This window comes from Psychroserpens luteolus, from assembly GCF_021032705.1.
In the GTDB taxonomy this organism is placed as follows: domain Bacteria; phylum Bacteroidota; class Bacteroidia; order Flavobacteriales; family Flavobacteriaceae; genus Psychroserpens; species Psychroserpens luteolus.
Genome location: NZ_JAHVXI010000005.1, coordinates 62158 through 79464 on the forward strand (window position 1 = coordinate 62158; position 17307 = coordinate 79464).

Genomic DNA, 17307 nt, shown 5'->3' on the forward strand with positions numbered 1-17307 from the left:
TATGAAAAATTGTATCACAGTATTTATCATTATTATTTCATTGTCGGCATGCACTAAAACAGACAATAGAAAAGTGGTTGAACAGATAGATGGTATTACAAAAGAAAAAAACGAACGTAAGACTGTTGTTATGGCAGATCTGCCTATTCACATCGATAGTACAAGCTACTTGATTCATCCTATAGGAAATTATGTGTTCAGTAGAAACAAATCCGACTATTCAGAATATGGCAGTTATAGGTCTGATTCCTATTCAAACACCTTTGATGTTACGAGCAACAGTGGTGATAGAATTACTGGTGACATCTCTAACTTAAAATTTCAAAATGTCAATTCTAATGAATTAAAATCTCTAACAGAAAACACCGTTAGCATAAGGTCAATCTTATTTTTACGTAAGGTTTTCAAAAAGAATGGCAAAGGTTATTTCCTCTATGAAGTTATTGACAAAGACACTAATGCCGATGGCGACCTTGATTTCAATGATTTAAAATCAATTTATATTAGTAATTTGAATGGTACAGCATTTAGAAAATTATCACCTCACCTTCAAGATTTAGTAACATGGAAGGTGATATTAGAAGCCAATAAACTATTCTTTAAAAGTATTGAAGATACTGATCGTAATGGAGAATTCAATAAAAAAGACAAAATGCATTACTTTTATTTAGATCTTAATAATGAAAACGCTAAAGCTGTAGAGTACTATCCTATTTAATTAGTAACTAAAAACCATCTACATAATCTTGTAAATAACTAAAACGCTGGGTCAATTTTCCATCGGCTGTGGTCATCTGTGCACGTTTTAATACACCACGTTGATCCCCATTAAAGAATGCAGGAATAACATGTTCTAAAAACATCTCTCCAAATCCCTCACTAGCATCTTTTGGCAATTCACAAGGTAAGTTATCGACAGCCATAACCGTTATGGCTTCATCGGCATCAAATGCAACCTCGCTTTCGGTATGTGGATCGTAACCATAAAATGGATCTGCAATTGTTGAAGGTCTTATTGTACTAGCCACTGGACCATCTATATCACAAGATACATCAGACACTAAATTGATTCTAAAATCTGGATCCTTTGCATCCTCTCTGGTAAAAATAAAAGGCGCTCCATCTCCATAAAAATGGCCAGCAATGAACATATCAGACTCTTTAGCATACGGCATAAAATTGCTTTCATAACCACTAGGATCTTTATAGAATTCGTACTTATCACCAACCTTTCCATCTAGACGTTTGGCATATTCCATAACATCTGCCATCACATAAACAGGCTCTGTAAATTGAGAGGTCAAATACAATGCATCACTTACTTGTTTTATCTTTAAATGATCTAAGATCTCCTTAGCTCCTAAGGCTACTTTACCTGTTCCAGTAAGTACAATCTTGATATTAGGTAAGGTAATTTTATCGAGTTCGGCTTTTACCTCATTGAGATCGGCAAGGTGTTCGACCTTTGGTAAATTAAATAATCTATCTCTAAGTCCTAAAGCTCTAAATCCGTTATAAGCGCCAACTAATCCAGCATAGCGACCAAAACCAATAAGTCTGGCGCCACTTTGTTTTACAATCGTTTCATGATCAAACATTTCAATATTCTTTTGAAGCATGGCTTGCAATAACTTACGATTGTAAGGTTGTTTTTTTATGGTATGCGAAAAATAGAAATACTTTTTATTTGGAATCAAGGCATCGAGAGGAACTTCCTTTACGCCAATCATCACATCACAATCTGACACATCATCTGTCACTGTAAATCCCTGAGATCTATAAGCTTCGTCTGAAAACACGCGAATATCGGACGATTCCACAACAAATTCTGCTTGTGGAAATTGGGACCTTGCTTCGGCAAGTTTTTCTGGTGAAAATACGACGCGACGATCTGGTGGATTTTTACGTTCTTTTATGATAGCGAATTTCATAATGTGGTTTTAATAGTTTAATATCTATGTTACTTTTGTTCATTTTTGTATTGATACAAAAACGAACCAAAAAAATCAATTCAATCTGAGGAAATTCCTACGGAACATTCGCTTCAAAACTTCATGCTTAAAGCTACGCTTTGCAATTACGTTTTTCTCTCATCATTTCTACAGATTGACGGAAGCAAAAGTTAAACGTTGTTTCTTGGTTCTGAACATGTCTTACCAAAATTTAGATTACAAATGGCATTCTGTTTTTTTTAACCTATAACATTTTGCTAAAAATCTTATGTGTTTGGTACAAAATTTGCACGAAAATACTAGGAAATGTAGGGTTATACAAACTTTTTGATAACTTTGCGTCCCGCGTTAAGGATGGAACGGTTTGTTTGAGCTCCTCGTAGAGAGCGAGTAGTGAGAGCCTGACCTGAAAGGTAACGCTAAACTACTGAAAGAGATATCAAATTAAAATTTGCTATCTCATTAAAATGGGGTCGACTGGTTTTGACAGCGAGACTCATTAAACGGTAAGCACGTCGTGTAATGGCATTGAAACACGTTAAAGGCTAGACCAAATTTTAAACGGCGAGAATAACTACGCTTTAGCTGCATAATCTGAATTATAGTAGGATTGGCCTAGTCCCGCAAGGCGGGAAAGCTAAATGTCTCCAGAAAGCCTTGGTTAATGGCGTTCTATTTAGAGGCATCGTAAATATTAACTAAGACAGTGTAGCGCTTTGATGTATTGTCGAGATTAAGAAGCTAAGTTGTAAGTGGGTTGTCTTTTGCCAGCTTGCAATCGAAAATCTAATAATAGAATAAACGTGTAGAAAGCTCTTTAATAGCTTGTTTGGACGAGAGTTCGATTCTCTCCGACTCCACAACAAGCGCAATTTAATTGCGATTTGGAATTAAAAAATCTGACAAGTTTACTTGATCAGATTTTTTTGTTTCAAAGCGTTTGCCTTGCAAAGGCAATAAATTGCATTTGCAGTAACGGAAAGGTGAGCAAGGTGAAGCCAATCTCTCCGACTCCACTTTTTATAATTTTAACTTATTTTTATTCAATTTTTTGAGACTTTTATTAGCAATTATTTAGCCATTAATACTTAAAATACTTATTAGTAATTTTCTAAATTCTGGTTTAGATATTTCTACTTTTGAAAATTCTCCTAGCAAGTGATTAAAATATGCAAATTAGTTTCACATGTCTTCACTACCATTCTGTTTATGCTCTTTGATTAGTTGAAAATTTTATAAAACTCATATATAAACCTAATGTAAGTATTTGGTAATTAACTGAAAATATTTAACTTAGATGCTTATGTTTTCAAAATCTAAAGAAAAAAATCAAAAATTTTTATCTGTAAATTTATTTTACTTGATATTAATCTCTGTTTTTTATATTACTATTCTCATATACAATACTCAACTTGATCATACAAGTGAAAGCTATGTTTCTTGGTTCATAATTCTTGCTTTGTACATTGTAACGTTATGGGTGATTTTTCCTTTTTCTAGAAAAAAAACCGATAAATCAGATTTGTATAATCTAAAGGAAAACGAACTTGTTGTTAATGAACATCAAGACTTACTATATTCTACTCAAAATTTCTTAACTACTGAATCAAAAATTATTTTAGATAAATTTAATGAGAGATTTGAAAATTTAACAAAGTCTAATATTAATCTTAGCAAAAATCTTTCTGAATCATTCAAAACTTTTACTGAAAACAAAATTTCGGTCTCGATATATTCGAATTGGGATAATGGATTTATTTCTAAAAGATTTCAAAGAATAAATAACGTTGATTTTGATCCATCTTCGGATATATATCTCTATGATATTGATTTGATTAATTACCATAAATTTATCATTAACACTGAAGGTTTGAACAAAATAGAAGATTTGACTGGGACTAAAATAACTTTTCTAGCATTTAATAAAATACAAATTAAATCAAAAAATATAGTCAATATTAGAACTATTCAAAAAATTATCGCTGAGGAAATACTAAATAAGTCTAATAACCCAATTGAGGCTGTTAATGATTTGACTAAATCAAAATTTATTGAGAAAAGAAAAGAAAGAATTGATTACGCTCTTGAAGAATTAAAATCAAACTCCCTTGTTTATTCAATTGCTCAAAAACATCCAGAAATTGTTTCAAGAATGTACTATTTCACATCAAATAGAAGAAGGTTTATTGAATTGACCATTCATGCCACAAAGACTGCGTATCAATTTTCGAAATTATTAAAATTTAATACTGAGTTTGCAAAAAAAACCAAACAAATTATTTTTTATAAAAATTTAATCTCTTTCTTAATTTCAGATTATGACAATCCCGAATTCGTTAATGATAATTTTTCAGATTTTATAGATGATTGGATAGAAAACAATATTGAAGATGTTGATATCATGATAGCAAGTAGAGATTTATATAATCATGAAACTACTACACCTAGTTATCAAGTAAAGAATTTCAATAATTCGTTATCCGCAGTATGTTATATAAGCGGTGTATATCACAGATCAAAACTCATAAATAATATTAACGACATAATGGTTAAGGTTTTTGACAGTAATAACCTGAAAAAATATATATACCATGAATATGAAATTGATCAAATTTATGTCATAAACGGATTTTACCCCTTCTCTATAGTTATTCACGAAGAGATTGAATTACCTGAGGATTTTATGGACAAATTAAATGTTTTTCTAATCGAAGAATATAGTAAACAGTTCAGGTTCTTATCTGTTAGCTTGAGTAATACCCTCGCCAATAATCCTGGCGGAATCATCCAATTAGAAATTTGATTTTATGTTTAAATTGCCTGACGGTGTTCCTAACACTAAAAGAAATATCATTACTTTTTTATTTGCTGCGATAAGTTCTTTTTATCTAGATGTAACACTTGATATAATTCCTTTACTTGAACCAACTGTCTCTGGACCTGCATCAGGATTATTAGGAGTAACCTTGAAAATGTTTGTAGAGGAATTGTTCAATTTTGATGGTAGACAGTTACAGCGGCTTGGAAGAGGAGTCATCAACAAGTTAGAAAATAAAGATGGAGATTTCAGCCAAATTATTGCGAACCTTGAGAATAAGTTAGAATTACATAAAGACAATATTTTATCGGATGAAGATTTAGAAGAAGCAATAAAGGTCATTATCAAAGAAAATTTACTTAATGATAATTACTGATTAACTAAAATTTTATAAGATTCATCTTTTTTGTATAAAAAAATAATGTCTAACTTTAAAATTGATGTAAGATTTAAGAATATAATTTAAATATCCAGAATTAATATACCGTTAATCTTGGAAGTGCTATAAATAGAGCTCTATTTAAAGCTTAGCCTATTAACAACCCATTCATTGTCTTGATAAATACTAAAACAACTAGTGTTTGGAAAATAATACTTTAGTCGTTGTGTAATTATTTTTAAACCAATGCCTTTATTCACTTTTTCACCCAATGGATTTCCATCTTTTTTGATCGTCACTGTTTTTTTTGAAAATTGACTTCAATCTCAATATTTAACACACGATTTAAGTTTTTAAAGCCATGTTTTAGACTATTCTCAACCACTAGTTGTAAAATCATAGCTGGTGTTTGAAATTCTTCATCTAAACCCAATAATTTCCATTTAACGTGTAATTGATTTTCATGCCTATCTTTTTCAATTTCTAAATATTTCTTCAGAAGATCTATTTGTACGACCAGCCAATGTATTAAAAAACTCTGTCAAACCAGAAAGACCATAATAATCGCCCTCTAACTCCTTCAGCTCTGGGTTTATATAATGCCAAACGAAATTGTCGTCTAACACTTCGGTTAAAGTATTTGGATTTGCTGGATTAAATCGTTTTAATAGTGTAATATTTGGATGCTCGCTTTTCATATTTAACATATATTTTTTTAGTTTTAAAATGTCGATATGTCAATTATAGCTGCATTTATAAACTCAGTCACAAATTTAGCTTATGATTATGCTTTAAAAAATGACCAACATCATGAAGCCGCAAAAGTTTTTCTAATACGAAGCGATATTGACTTAACAGTCCAGGATTTTATGATGTTTGAACTCTAAATTTACTATCTTATCCCTTCAATTCTAAACCTATTAAACGTGTGTGTATGCAAGACGAATTTTTAAAAATAGCTATTTCCGAAGCAAAAAAAGGATTACAAGAAGGTGGTATACCTATTGGAAGTGTCCTCATTCATAATGGCAACATTTTAGGGCAAGGACATAATAAAAGGGTTCAAGATGGTAGTGTTGTGTTACATGGTGAAATGGATGCTTTAGAAAATGCAGGTCGGCAACCAGCATCAGTCTATAGAGAATCGGTGCTGTACACGACACTTTCTCCGTGCCCTATGTGTACTGGTGCCATTTTACTCTATGGTATCCCAAAAGTAATTATTGGCGAGAATACAACCTTTTTAGGCGCTGAAGACCATTTAAAAGCCAATGGCGTCGAGGTTGTTGTACTAAACGATGAAGAATGTATTGCAATGATGACTGACTTCATCGAAAATCGTCCAGAACTCTGGAATGAAGATATTGGTGTTTAACTTCTATATAGATGTATTCTAAGTCTACATACTTAACTTTCAAGTTTAGAATGAAAGATTTATAATTAATTAAACCTCACTATACAAAAAAGAACCCATAGTCTTCCCTCTGCTATGGGTTCATTGTAAAAATCCTTCGAAGAAATATAAGGACATACAACTAACTAAATAGTAATCTAGTTTTAATTAGACATGTATATGCCTAATACAATTGATCCATAAAAAAAGACTAAGAATATTTCTATTTTGTAATGTTTGAGGTTAAGTTTTTTCATAATGACGCTAACATTAAAAGTATGATTAAAACCTCCCTACATTAAAATAAGGAGGCTTTACTAAGTAACCTTTTGCCCCTTTTAATCAAAAAAGCTACTTTGGCTATTAATTAATTCTACTTCTTAAAGGGGAATTTGGGGACTTAAACATTTGTACTTGTGTTAAATTTTTATTGTTTTAAAAGTTTAATCGTTTTGTAGTTCCCTTCCATACTGCGCAACTTTACAAAATACAATGCTGATCGTAACTGACTTATATCTACCTTTTCGAATTGATTTTCAATTAACATAATCCTTTGTCCGTTGACATTATAGATTTCTACTTGATCAATAACAATGTCATTTGTTATAATTTTTATTTCATTTCTTGCAGGATTTGGATATAACGAAATATTTAAATCTTCTGTTACAGTTTCTACTGAAAGTGTGTCAAAACTATAAGCCTCAATACCCGTAAGTGTATCAAATTCATTACTAAAATTTACAATACTATCATCAGTAATATCAACTTGTAAAAAGGCATCTAATGAACCATTAATAGCGGGATGACTTGCTAAATCTGAACTGTTACTTAAAATTCTAATCTCTCCTGAGGTGGGACTTCCATTAACCGTCAATGTTACTAACGGAATGACTACAAAATTAGAATGCGCATTAAAGGTAGCACCAGCAGTATCTGCTGTAATTAAAAACAAATCTTTGTCTGACATGCTCGAATCCAATGGAGTTACATTAGCTCCTGGTATAGCAGTTATAGTTTCATTAGTACCAGAAGGCATCACTTGATCTATTGTTATAGTAACGCCATCTGGTACAACTAATACAAAACCATAAGATTGTGTTATTGGTTGAAAACTTCCAGAATCGAATTGAGATACTGCGGCAACGGTAAAATTATAATTACTGTTCTGAATTAAAGTGAAATTATAGTTTTGTGTATTGCCATTGTATGACAAAAGACAAATTATAAAAGTGGTCATGATGCTTAAAGGGGTAGATATTTTCATAATAATTGATTTAAAAAGGTTCATCTTACTTATAACTATTTTTATTTTTCCTTGTTTATATATTGAATCAGGTATCATTGGGTTTAATTTTTAGAGGCTTCAAATTCATTTCGTTGTTCCAGGTAGCGTCCCAATTCACTAGCAAAATTTTCTGGTAATTGTTCGACAATTGGCCAGGTACTCAATCCTAGAAAGTTTCCTGGAAAACCAATTACATTTTGTAAAATGAATGGTAATTCTGAATCACTTCCTGCATATTGAATGATTCCATTCATATTGATATCGTTCTTTGAATATTCATTAACCGAATGTGTAGGTAAATTCAAAAAGTTGCCAGAATCATTCAATGCAAAAGATAATATGCTAGGGTTATCTGGAATACCTCCAGAATATTGAACGATACCATCATTATTAGCATCGCCAGCCCACATACTTGCAATATCTTCAGGCATACCAAATGTAGACTGAGCATTTGTACCGTAGGTAATGTCATTATTGGCATCTGCAAAATCAACCAAAGTCGTATTATCGTTTATTGTGACAGGAGAAGCCGTCATTATCCCTAAATGATTTCGATGTTTTATTACGATGTAATAATCTCCACTCAACACCGAAGGTCTCAAATTATTTTGTCCATCAACACCTAAGATAAAACCACTGCGGTTTAGTAATGCAGATTGCCCATGAACTTGGATCGTGTTATCATCTTTATCTCTAAACTCTACCCAAATCCAATCGACAATGCTCTCATCATCAACAGCTGCAAAAACACTACTATCACAAGTTAGACCATCTGAATAAGGGCTAGTTGTTGGAATTAAATCGGATGCTCTCAAATCATCACGCATCAAGTTCTCTTCATCTTGATTTGTTCTTCGATCAAGAGCAGCACCTTGCAAAAACACACGACCTCGAAAAAGAGGTGCCGTAAATTCTATAGCTCCAATATCATAGGCACCATCCTGATTTCTTAGATTTCCTATTTGGTCTGTAGACTCTGAAGAGTTTCCATTATTATAAGCTGGACTAGTATTATAAAACAAATGGCTCATGGTATTTCCGCCATTATCTGCCAATGGCAACAATAATGGGTCGTTTACTCCTATTATGTTATTATCTGTGTCATCTGTTATACCAGTTCCGGCACCTATAATATTATAGCTACTCCCTGTTTCAAGATCATTAACTGCAATATCTGCTGCCACACCACTGCCTGTATTCCCGGAAATAATAGAATTATGAACTGTCCACGTTGTAGAATTGAGAGTTCCTTGGTGACTTATTGCTGCTGAATTTCCTGCTCCTTCGCTTGTATTATTAGTTATGGTACTATTCGTGATAGTCATCGTGGTAGTACGCCCTGTATTAGTTCTTGTTTCTATAGCAGAGCCTCCACTTGGGGCGGTATTTCCACTAATAGTTGAGTTATTTATGATAAAGGTTTGACCTGAGGATGAATTTGAAGCCCATACCTTAAGTGCCTCTGCTCCTGAATTGTTATAGACTGCTGAATTATTGATATTTAATGTTCCTGCTTCGCTCTCTACAGCAGCGCCATAACTGGCTGTATTATCTCTTAGCGTAACACCATCTAAGTTTATAGTTCCTGTCCATGAGGAAATAGCGCCACCATTAGCTGAAGTACAAGACGCAATTGTCACGTTGTTCAAAGTCGTTGTATTAGTTCCCAATAACAGGATACCACCACCATAGGTAGTATACGGACCTTGGATAGTTGCAGAATCACCATTGGCGATGGTCAAATCGCTTATACTTAAATTCAGATGCGCAAAGCCATTGTAGAATACTCTCGAGGCATTGTTTCCATCAATGGTCAATAGATCCTGCCCAGGTCCTTGAATAATCAAGGATCCTCCAAATCCACCAGCTGCGCCAACTTCCATCTGACCAAAAAGCACGGGAGACGATGTATTATTTGGATCTTGATATTCTGGTGCTCTTACTGTAATGGTTTGAGGCGAATTAAATAATGATGAAAATTCAATAACATCTGTTCCTGGATCGTTATTAGCCGCTATAAATGCTTCTCTTAACGAACAGTCTCCATCACAAACGCCATCGTTGGTATCTTCAGTTTTAGTCACTACATAACTCCCTACAGATTGGAGCTCAATAGAACCAATATCGGACGTGCCAAAAACACCTCTGGCATTACCTATTTGATCGATAGTGAGACTCGTAAATCCTTCATTTAATACGGGACTGTTCCCATAAGGTGTATGGCTAAGTGTATTGCCTCCATTATCGGCTAAAGGAGCCAACAATGGGTCATTGATATTTAGAATATTATTTGGTCCGCTAATTTGAGTAGCACCTGTTCCAATAAGATTATAATCACTATCAGCATCAAACAAATCTGAACCAATATCTGAAGGTGAGCCGTTTGCCAAGTTCCCTGAAACAATAGAATTATTTATAGTTCCGTCGATTGCACCTGTTCCTCCAAAAGTAATTGCAGCACCAGCTAGACCATCACTATCTGATGTATTGTTGGTAATCGTATTACTGTTTATATTATGTATTTGCGTTCGCCCTCCGTTGGTAATAAATTCAATCGCCGAAGCGCCACTTGGTGTAGTATTTCCACTAATGGTCGAATTTTCCATTTTAAAATCAACATCTGCAATATTAGCATGCATGCGTATGGGCGAACTTCCTGTATTGCCATAGATTGCAGAATTCTTGATCTCGAAAACCCTTCCTTCCTCTTCGATTGCCGAACCGTATCCATCAGAATGATTATTTCTAAGAGTTACACCATCGAGATACATATTACCTCCATAAGAAGAGATCGCTCCTCCTCTAAGGGCCTGGCAATTTTCAATGGTGACATTAACCAATCGACAATAAGACCCCGGATCTCCACCTAATTTCATGATACCACCACCCCATTGTGGATAAGGTTGGCTGTCATTTTCAGTTCCTGGCTGATCAGGTTTTCCATTAGCAATAGTTAAATTATTAATCTCAACATCTATATGACCAAAACCAGCATAGAATACTCTTGATGCATTGTTGCCATCAATAGTAAGCAAATCTTGACCTGGACCATTAATGATGTAATCTCCTCCTTGGCCTCCAGATGGTGGACCTATTTCTAGTTGGCCAAGTGTTAATGTTATGGTTTGTGGTGAATCAAATAAGGATGAAAATGCTATAATATTGTCACCGTTAGTTTGATAAGCTACTTGTAATGCTTCTCTTAAAGAACAATCGCTATCACAAACACCGTCATTAGTGTCTTCTACTTTGGTAACTGTAAATGTTGTTTGTGCTTGTACCTGATAGAATGAAAGCATAAAAGTGACGCCAACGATTATTAGTCGATTGGTAAAAAGGGAATTCATAATCTTAGATTTTAATGTGTTATTCAATGAATAAATTAGAGTAAGGTTTTTCATAATTAAAGGGGTGTTTAATTTTTTGATAAAATTATATGAAGACACCTCCTTTAAACGAAAATTAAAGGCTTACAAAAGGGTTACATGAAAGAAGTACAGGGTTACAAAAGGGTTACAAAAGCTTCGTAAAAAAAGACCTAACCCTTATAAATACTGAGTTTTTTGACATATTTTAATAGGACAATAAAAATGCATATAAATCCTCTCCTGGTGTAAGGTTTAGCTTTTTACGTAATCGATTACGACTCATTTTAACTGATGACGGATTGATATTTTGAAGAATAGCTATTTGTTTTGTGTCCATTTTCATCCTGATTAATGAACACAATCTAATTTCGGTTTTTGTTAGATCGGGATAATTACTTCTTAATTTTTCATAAAACGAACTACTTAAAGTTTCTATCTTATTATGAAAATCTTCTGTACTCTCGTCTACCCAGATTTTATTTTTAATTTCTGTTTCCAGATTAATCAACTCTTTTGATCTTTTTTTCCCCGTAGAGGCTTTAACTCTTTCCAATTGTTCTGATAAGGTTAATGCCCATTCTTTATTATTTGTTATATCTAATGCCAAATGCTTTAGATCTTTTTGCTTATGTTCTATTTCAGAACTCAACAGTTCATTCTCTAAAACTTTTAGTTTTAATCTTTGCTTATAACGCACATAAAAAAAGATGAATACCACTAAAATGCTAATTCCACCAAAAAGCATCCATTGTTGTTTGATTTTGTTTTGCTCATCTAAGATTTCAATTTCAGATTCTTGTTGAGCTATTTCGGCCTGTTGTTGTTGAATTTCAGATTCTTGTCGTTCAGTTTCATAAAGCGTTTGGTAATACGATAAGGCATTCGCTCTTTTAACACTATTGATAGAGTCTCTTACCGTAACAAAATCTACATAGTGCGTATGAGATTTTTCAATATTGCCTAAAGCCTTATAAATTTTTGACAACCTTTCATCCATATGGTATTTACCCCAAACATTTCCTATTCTTTTGTGATAATTCAACACCCAATATCCTTCGTCTAGCGCCTTATTAAATTCTTTAGTTGCAATGTAATAGTCTGACAAAGCTGTTCTGTAATGAGATTCATTAGGTATTGGGTCTTGTTTTGCAAAACTGTTTTGTATTTTATCAAAAAAATACGTGGCTTTACTTAGACTATCAGTTACAGCATAAGCATTTAAAAGTCCGTAAAATATGATTGGTTTATTTGGCAAATCATAATCAGGCTCTGTAACATGTTCATAGGCTTCCTTTAAATAACTAATTCTCGCGATTTGATTCCCTTGAAAGTTTTGCTCTAAAGCTGCATTAAATAGATTTGGAATCAATGATAAGTGGTCATGTCTATGACGAGCAATAGCAATAGTTTTGTCTCTTTCCTTTTTCGCTTCTTCTGTAAAACCTATTTTAGTGTATAAAGTCGCTAATTGATTTCTAGTCCATAATAAATTAGACGTATCCTTAGCTCTAACAAATATTTGTGATGTTTCTAAAAGTAGTTTAGATGCTGTAGCGTAATCTCCGGTCACGTCGTAAACTCCAGATTTGTACGATCGTGCTAAAGCGTAGGATATAGAATCATTGGCTTTAAGAGAAAATTTTTCGGCTGCATTATATAAATCCAGAGACTCATTTGTTTTTCCTGAAAAATAATAACTATCTGCAGCATTTGTATAAAGCCGCCCTAAAAGATCATAATCTTTACTGTTTGTTTTTCTTGCTTTAAAATCCTCAAAAACTTTCACTCCAGCTTGTGCATTAGAAGCTCTATTAGCATAATAAAACATAAGGCTGGAAGTGTGTCTCAATGCCATATTGATTGAATCCAACTGGTAAGCATAATCTATAGTTATTTTAGCAATAGAATCGAAACTATATTTTGTTTTATTATTGACAAGCCTTGAAAGACTATCTAACAATTTAAGTCGTTTTCCTTCTGTAGAGGATTCAATTTTTTGCTTTAGTTCTTTAACCTTTTGGTCTAAAGATTCTTTGGTAAGATCATTGCTATTTGTTTGAGCAAAAAAAGATTGGCATAATAGCACAAAAAAGAAGCCTATGAAAAAACGTTTCATTTTAAAGGGGGTATACATTTATAGTATAAATGTATAAAAACAGTTTTTGTTTAATTAATTGCACAGGGTTACAAAAGGGTTACAAAAAAGACACTGCAGTAAATTACATCAATAAAGACAACACTTATAAAGGTTTTTAAAATTAAATATACACACCTATTGATTGGTTTCTTTTTTGTCTTTTTTCCTCAAAAACCCAAATAAACCTTTCTTTTTTTTCGTCTTTTCGTCTTCAGAATCGATTTCAAATTCACGCTCTTTTCTGTCTTTCTTAAAGAGGCGTTTTAAAAAGCCATCTCGTTTTTCTTCTTCACATGCCAATGCATCTTTAACGTCTTGAGATGGTGCTTCAAATTTAGCTTGAGTGATATAATTAAATTGTTTGTCTTTATTCATTTGCTTTAAAAACAAAGCTGTAATTGGCAAAGCAGAATTGGCTCCTTGACCAACAGATGTATGACTAAAACCAATACGATGATCATCATTCCCAACCCAGGATAACATGACTAATTTAGGACTTATACCAACAAACCAACCGTCTTTATTGTTTTGTGTTGTCCCTGTTTTTCCTGCGAGATCATTCTTGAGTCCGTATTGAGAGCGCATTCGCTTTGCCGTACCTGTATTGATGGTAGATTTCATCATCTCTATCATGGTTTGCCTTGTCTCTTTTGAAAATGCTTCGGGCATTACTTTTGCTTTAGAACGCTCATAAATAACAGTTCCAGATCTATCAGTGATTTTAGTAATATAAAATGGTTTGGACACCTTCCCTTGATTAACATAGCTTGTATAAGCACCTATAAGTTCTAGCATCGATAATTGGGCAGTACCTAAAGCTAATGATGGCACTTCTGGAAGCGCAGAAGTAATCCCCATTTTTTGAGCTTGCTCAATCACTGGGACTATACCAACATCTTCCAATACCTTTACAGCAATTGTATTAATAGATTGACTCATTGCCTTTTCTAGGGAATAATTAAGATGTCTGTCATTTTCTTCTTTACCTCCATTAGTAGGCGTCCATCCTTTTTGATTGGTATAGGTCACCTCTTTAACTGAATAATAACTACATGGCTCTATCCCTTTCTCTAAAGCCGTGGTGTAAACAATGGGTTTAAATGTTGAACCTACTTGTCGCTTTGAAGCTGAGACATGGTCAAATTTAAAATGCTCAAAATCTATTCCTCCTACATAAGCTTTTATTGCTCCCGAACTTGGATCGACAGCTACAAAACCTGTATTTAAAAATTTCATGGTATGGGTCAAGCTATCAATTACCGAAGCTTCTCTTACTATATCTCCTTCCCATGAAAACAAACTAAATTTGCCTTTAGCATTTAAACTGTCCATGATGGCTTTGTCGCTCCACTTTTTCTTCTTTAAGGCTTTATAAAGGTCTAAGTCTTTAATACGTTTGTTAACTAATGATTTGTTTTTAAGCCATGGCGCATTCTTGCCATATGCCTTTTCAAATTGAGACTGTAAGGCTTTCATATGCTGTTGCATCGCGGTTTCTGCATAGCGTTGCATATCAATATCTAGCGTCGTGTGAATTTTTAAGCCATCTTTATACAAATCATATTTAGTATCATCAGCCTTGTTTACACTATCTAATAGGCTCTTTACCTCTAACCGTATTTTTTCTCGAAAGTATGGAGCTACTCCGTCTGTATGATCAAACTTTCTGTAATCTGTTTTTAAGGGCATATCACTGGTCTCCTTTTGAGTGACCTCATCGATAAAACCATATTTTTCCATTTGCTGTAATACGACATCACGTCGCAACTGGCTTCGTTCTGGAAACAATCTTGGATTAAAGCTATGTGTTGCCTTAAGTGCGCCTATGAGTGTAGCAGATTGGGCCAAATTAAGATCTTTTGTTTTGGTATTAAAAAACCGTTGAGATGCACTTTCTATTCCAAAGACATTCTCACTAAATGGTACTGTATTTAAATACAAGGCGATAATCTCCTGTTTCGAATATAAGTCTTCAAAACGCTTAGCAACAATCATTTCCTTAACCTTATTCACTGGCATTGAAAACCAACCATGATCTTGTCTTCCATAGATATTTTTAACCAACTGCTGACTAATAGTACTTCCGCCTCCAGACGAATTATTTTGCATCAAAATAGACTTAAAAAACACACGCATCAGGCTTGTATAATCAACACCATCGTGTTCATAAAAACGTGCATCTTCAGTAGCAACTAAAGCATCAACCAAATGCTTGGGTAGGTCCTCATAAGGCACAACTTGTCTATCAAAAATGAAATACTTACCTAGTAGCTCGCTTTCGGCATCCAAAAGCAGAGATGCCTCAGCTTGCTTAATACCCTTTAAGTCATCTTTAGTTGGTAGTTTTCCCCATAGTCCAACGTAAATCGAAAGCCAAAACAACACTAGTAACGAAAAGCCTGTGACTACTGCTTTAAAAAGTCGTTTAAGCCACACAGACTTTAAAGTAAATTTCATAAATAGAGTTTTATATAAGGTTATGTACTATATACGAACGAAATAATGGAATCGATGTTTTAAAAATGAATTATTTATTCTAGTCAGTTTAATTCTTTATTTTTAATCATTACTCAAAATATTCAACACATGTACGATCCTAATTCAACATTAGCCTTTAAAAGGAAACAATTTGAAGAATCTTATTCAGAACTTAATAAAACTGAAACTTTAAAGGAATTATTGTTCCATCAAAAAATGCAAAATGAAAATCTTATCATCATAAGAAAAAATACTGCAAAATTAATTTGGTTATTACTTATTATAATACTCCCATTTGTGATGACAATAATTGCAGCCATTTATAAAGATTTTTTCTAATTCAAGCCTCAAACCAAATTAGATTCTTTAACTCATTGAATTAAGCTTAAATTTGTAAGAAACCCATTTAAATTTCGACTAACACAATAAGTTAATTATATCATATTAATTAAAAACAGAAAGGACAAATAGTTATGTTAACTTGGAAAGAAGTCATCAACTTCGCTGTAAAAGGAAATCCAACGCCTGACCGAAGAGTGGAAAAAACAGATGCCGAATGGCGTCAACAATTAACTCCAGAACAATTTAGAATTACACGTCAAAAAGGTACCGAACGACCTCATAGCGGAGCGTTATGTAGCATTTATGATGAAGGTCAGTACAATTGTATATGTTGTGACACACCTTTGTTTGATTCGACTATTAAATTCGAATCTGGTTCGGGATGGCCTAGTTTTACACAACCTATCAAGCCAAATGCAATCAAGTATGAAAAAGATGCCTCTTTTGGTATGGTTCGCGTAGAAGTGATGTGTAATACTTGCGATGGACATTTAGGACATGTATTTCCTGATGGACCAGAACCAAGCGGATTGCGTTATTGTATTAATTCTGAATCTATGCAATTAGATTCCAAAGTAGAGGAGACAAACTAATGGCAAATAAAAACTTAGAAAAACTTACTGTTGGAGCAGGATGCTTTTGGTGTATTGAAGCTGTTTACAACGAAGTAAAAGGTATCGAAAAAGTGGTGTCTGGTTATAGTGGCGGAACTGTTCCTGGGAAACCAACTTACAGAGAGGTATGCTCAGGTTTAACAGGTCATGCCGAAGTTGTTCAAGTCACTTTTGACCCAAATATAATTTCATATGAGGATTTACTAGTGATTTTCATGACAAGCCATGACCCAACAACCTTAAACCGTCAAGGCGCAGATGTTGGATCACAATATCGTTCTGTAATTTTCTATCATAACGATAAACAAAAAGAAATTGCAGAAGTTGTCATCAAGGAAATGACACCTTACTATGAAATGCCTATTGTTACTGAGATTAGCCCTTTAGGTGAATTCTTTGAAGCAGAAGCTGTACATCAAAATTACTATGCAAACAACCAAACACAAGGTTACTGTAGTTTTGTTATTACACCTAAGTTGGCAAAATTGAGACAATTACATGCAGATAAGCTAAAAACACGTGTGACATAAATTGAAACTAT

General features: G+C 33.5%; 14 protein-coding genes and 1 other RNA gene. 9 read left to right on the plus strand and 6 right to left on the minus strand.

Features of this window, described 5'->3' with window-relative positions; genetic code table 11:
- The first annotated feature begins 1 nt into the window (after position 1).
- The gene (locus tag KWG70_RS12940; protein WP_230936463.1) at positions 2-718 is read left to right on the plus strand and encodes a hypothetical protein; all 717 of its coding nucleotides are present in this window, start codon (positions 2-4) and stop codon (positions 716-718) included.
- Positions 719-725: 7 nt separating this feature from the next.
- On the opposite strand, the gene KWG70_RS12945 is transcribed toward KWG70_RS12940, so the two are convergent.
- A complete protein-coding gene (locus KWG70_RS12945) occupies positions 726-1931 on the minus strand; it encodes an NAD(P)-dependent oxidoreductase (protein WP_230936464.1) in 1206 nt (401 codons plus the stop codon).
- A 490-nt stretch (positions 1932-2421) separates the two neighbouring features.
- Between KWG70_RS12945 and ssrA the strand changes: the two genes are divergently transcribed.
- The 3 genes from ssrA to KWG70_RS12960 all read left to right on the plus strand — a co-directional run bounded on the left by ssrA (position 2422) and on the right by KWG70_RS12960 (position 5146).
- Positions 2422-2815: a transfer-messenger RNA gene (ssrA, locus tag KWG70_RS12950) on the plus strand.
- A 440-nt stretch (positions 2816-3255) separates the two neighbouring features.
- Entirely contained in the window at positions 3256-4755 is a 1500-nt protein-coding gene (locus KWG70_RS12955) for a hypothetical protein (RefSeq protein WP_230936465.1), read from the plus strand.
- A 4-nt stretch (positions 4756-4759) separates the two neighbouring features.
- Positions 4760-5146 (plus strand): hypothetical protein, encoded by a 387-nt coding sequence (locus KWG70_RS12960; RefSeq protein WP_230936466.1) that lies wholly within the window; start codon positions 4760-4762, stop codon positions 5144-5146.
- A gap of 479 nt (positions 5147-5625) precedes the next feature.
- Here KWG70_RS12960 and KWG70_RS12965 read toward each other — a convergent pair whose 3' ends face one another.
- Positions 5626-5847: a hypothetical protein gene (locus tag KWG70_RS12965; RefSeq protein WP_230936467.1), complete on the minus strand. Its 222-nt coding sequence runs from the start codon at positions 5845-5847 to the stop codon at positions 5626-5628.
- A 36-nt stretch (positions 5848-5883) separates the two neighbouring features.
- Here KWG70_RS12965 and KWG70_RS12970 point away from each other — a divergent pair, with 36 nt between their 5' ends.
- Both KWG70_RS12970 and KWG70_RS12975 read left to right on the plus strand, forming a co-directional pair.
- Positions 5884-6036: a hypothetical protein gene (locus tag KWG70_RS12970; RefSeq protein ID WP_230936468.1), complete on the plus strand. Its 153-nt coding sequence runs from the start codon at positions 5884-5886 to the stop codon at positions 6034-6036.
- 47 nt (positions 6037-6083) lie between these two features.
- A complete protein-coding gene (locus tag KWG70_RS12975; RefSeq protein ID WP_230936469.1) occupies positions 6084-6524 on the plus strand; it encodes a nucleoside deaminase in 441 nt (146 codons plus the stop codon).
- Positions 6525-6969: 445 nt separating this feature from the next.
- Here the strand turns inward: KWG70_RS12975 and KWG70_RS12980 are convergent, their stop codons facing one another.
- The 4 genes from KWG70_RS12980 to KWG70_RS12995 form a co-directional block, all read right to left on the minus strand.
- A complete protein-coding gene (locus KWG70_RS12980) occupies positions 6970-7806 on the minus strand; it encodes a T9SS type A sorting domain-containing protein (protein WP_230936470.1) in 837 nt (278 codons plus the stop codon).
- A gap of 83 nt (positions 7807-7889) precedes the next feature.
- Positions 7890-11174, minus strand: a complete 3285-nt coding sequence (locus tag KWG70_RS12985) for a CSLREA domain-containing protein (RefSeq protein ID WP_230936471.1) — start codon at positions 11172-11174, stop codon at positions 7890-7892.
- 226 nt (positions 11175-11400) lie between these two features.
- Positions 11401-13311, minus strand: a complete 1911-nt coding sequence (locus KWG70_RS12990) for a helix-turn-helix transcriptional regulator (protein ID WP_230936472.1) — start codon at positions 13309-13311, stop codon at positions 11401-11403.
- A gap of 156 nt (positions 13312-13467) precedes the next feature.
- Entirely contained in the window at positions 13468-15789 is a 2322-nt protein-coding gene (locus tag KWG70_RS12995; protein ID WP_230936473.1) for a transglycosylase domain-containing protein, read from the minus strand.
- A 129-nt stretch (positions 15790-15918) separates the two neighbouring features.
- On the opposite strand from KWG70_RS12995, the gene KWG70_RS13000 reads away from it, so the two are divergent.
- The 3 genes from KWG70_RS13000 to msrA all read left to right on the plus strand — a co-directional run bounded on the left by KWG70_RS13000 (position 15919) and on the right by msrA (position 17296).
- Complete coding sequence (locus KWG70_RS13000) at positions 15919-16149, plus strand: hypothetical protein (protein ID WP_230936474.1); 231 nt, start codon at positions 15919-15921, stop codon at positions 16147-16149.
- Positions 16150-16283: 134 nt separating this feature from the next.
- Positions 16284-16745: a peptide-methionine (R)-S-oxide reductase MsrB gene (msrB, locus tag KWG70_RS13005; RefSeq protein WP_230936475.1), complete on the plus strand. Its 462-nt coding sequence runs from the start codon at positions 16284-16286 to the stop codon at positions 16743-16745.
- The gene (msrA, locus tag KWG70_RS13010; RefSeq protein WP_230936476.1) at positions 16745-17296 is read left to right on the plus strand and encodes a peptide-methionine (S)-S-oxide reductase MsrA; all 552 of its coding nucleotides are present in this window, start codon (positions 16745-16747) and stop codon (positions 17294-17296) included. Before msrB ends, msrA begins: the two co-directional genes overlap by 1 nt.
- The last annotated feature ends 11 nt before the right edge of the window (positions 17297-17307 follow it).

Excerpts from the sequence above, each read along its gene's own strand:
- KWG70_RS12940 (WP_230936463.1), top strand. The coding sequence starts at position 2 with ATGAAAAATTGTATCACAGTATTTATCATTATTATTTCATTGTCGGCA.
- KWG70_RS12945 (WP_230936464.1), bottom strand. The coding sequence starts at position 1,931 with ATGAAATTCGCTATCATAAAAGAACGTAAAAATCCACCAGATCGTCGC.
- KWG70_RS12955 (WP_230936465.1), top strand. The coding sequence starts at position 3,256 with ATGTTTTCAAAATCTAAAGAAAAAAATCAAAAATTTTTATCTGTAAAT.
- KWG70_RS12960 (WP_230936466.1), top strand. The coding sequence starts at position 4,760 with ATGTTTAAATTGCCTGACGGTGTTCCTAACACTAAAAGAAATATCATT.
- KWG70_RS12965 (WP_230936467.1), bottom strand. The coding sequence starts at position 5,847 with ATGAAAAGCGAGCATCCAAATATTACACTATTAAAACGATTTAATCCA.
- KWG70_RS12970 (WP_230936468.1), top strand. The coding sequence starts at position 5,884 with ATGTCAATTATAGCTGCATTTATAAACTCAGTCACAAATTTAGCTTAT.
- KWG70_RS12975 (WP_230936469.1), top strand. The coding sequence starts at position 6,084 with ATGCAAGACGAATTTTTAAAAATAGCTATTTCCGAAGCAAAAAAAGGA.
- KWG70_RS12980 (WP_230936470.1), bottom strand. The coding sequence starts at position 7,806 with ATGAAAATATCTACCCCTTTAAGCATCATGACCACTTTTATAATTTGT.
- KWG70_RS12985 (WP_230936471.1), bottom strand. The coding sequence starts at position 11,174 with ATGAATTCCCTTTTTACCAATCGACTAATAATCGTTGGCGTCACTTTT.
- KWG70_RS12990 (WP_230936472.1), bottom strand. The coding sequence starts at position 13,311 with ATGAAACGTTTTTTCATAGGCTTCTTTTTTGTGCTATTATGCCAATCT.
- KWG70_RS12995 (WP_230936473.1), bottom strand. The coding sequence starts at position 15,789 with ATGAAATTTACTTTAAAGTCTGTGTGGCTTAAACGACTTTTTAAAGCA.
- KWG70_RS13000 (WP_230936474.1), top strand. The coding sequence starts at position 15,919 with ATGTACGATCCTAATTCAACATTAGCCTTTAAAAGGAAACAATTTGAA.
- msrB (WP_230936475.1), top strand. The coding sequence starts at position 16,284 with ATGTTAACTTGGAAAGAAGTCATCAACTTCGCTGTAAAAGGAAATCCA.
- msrA (WP_230936476.1), top strand. The coding sequence starts at position 16,745 with ATGGCAAATAAAAACTTAGAAAAACTTACTGTTGGAGCAGGATGCTTT.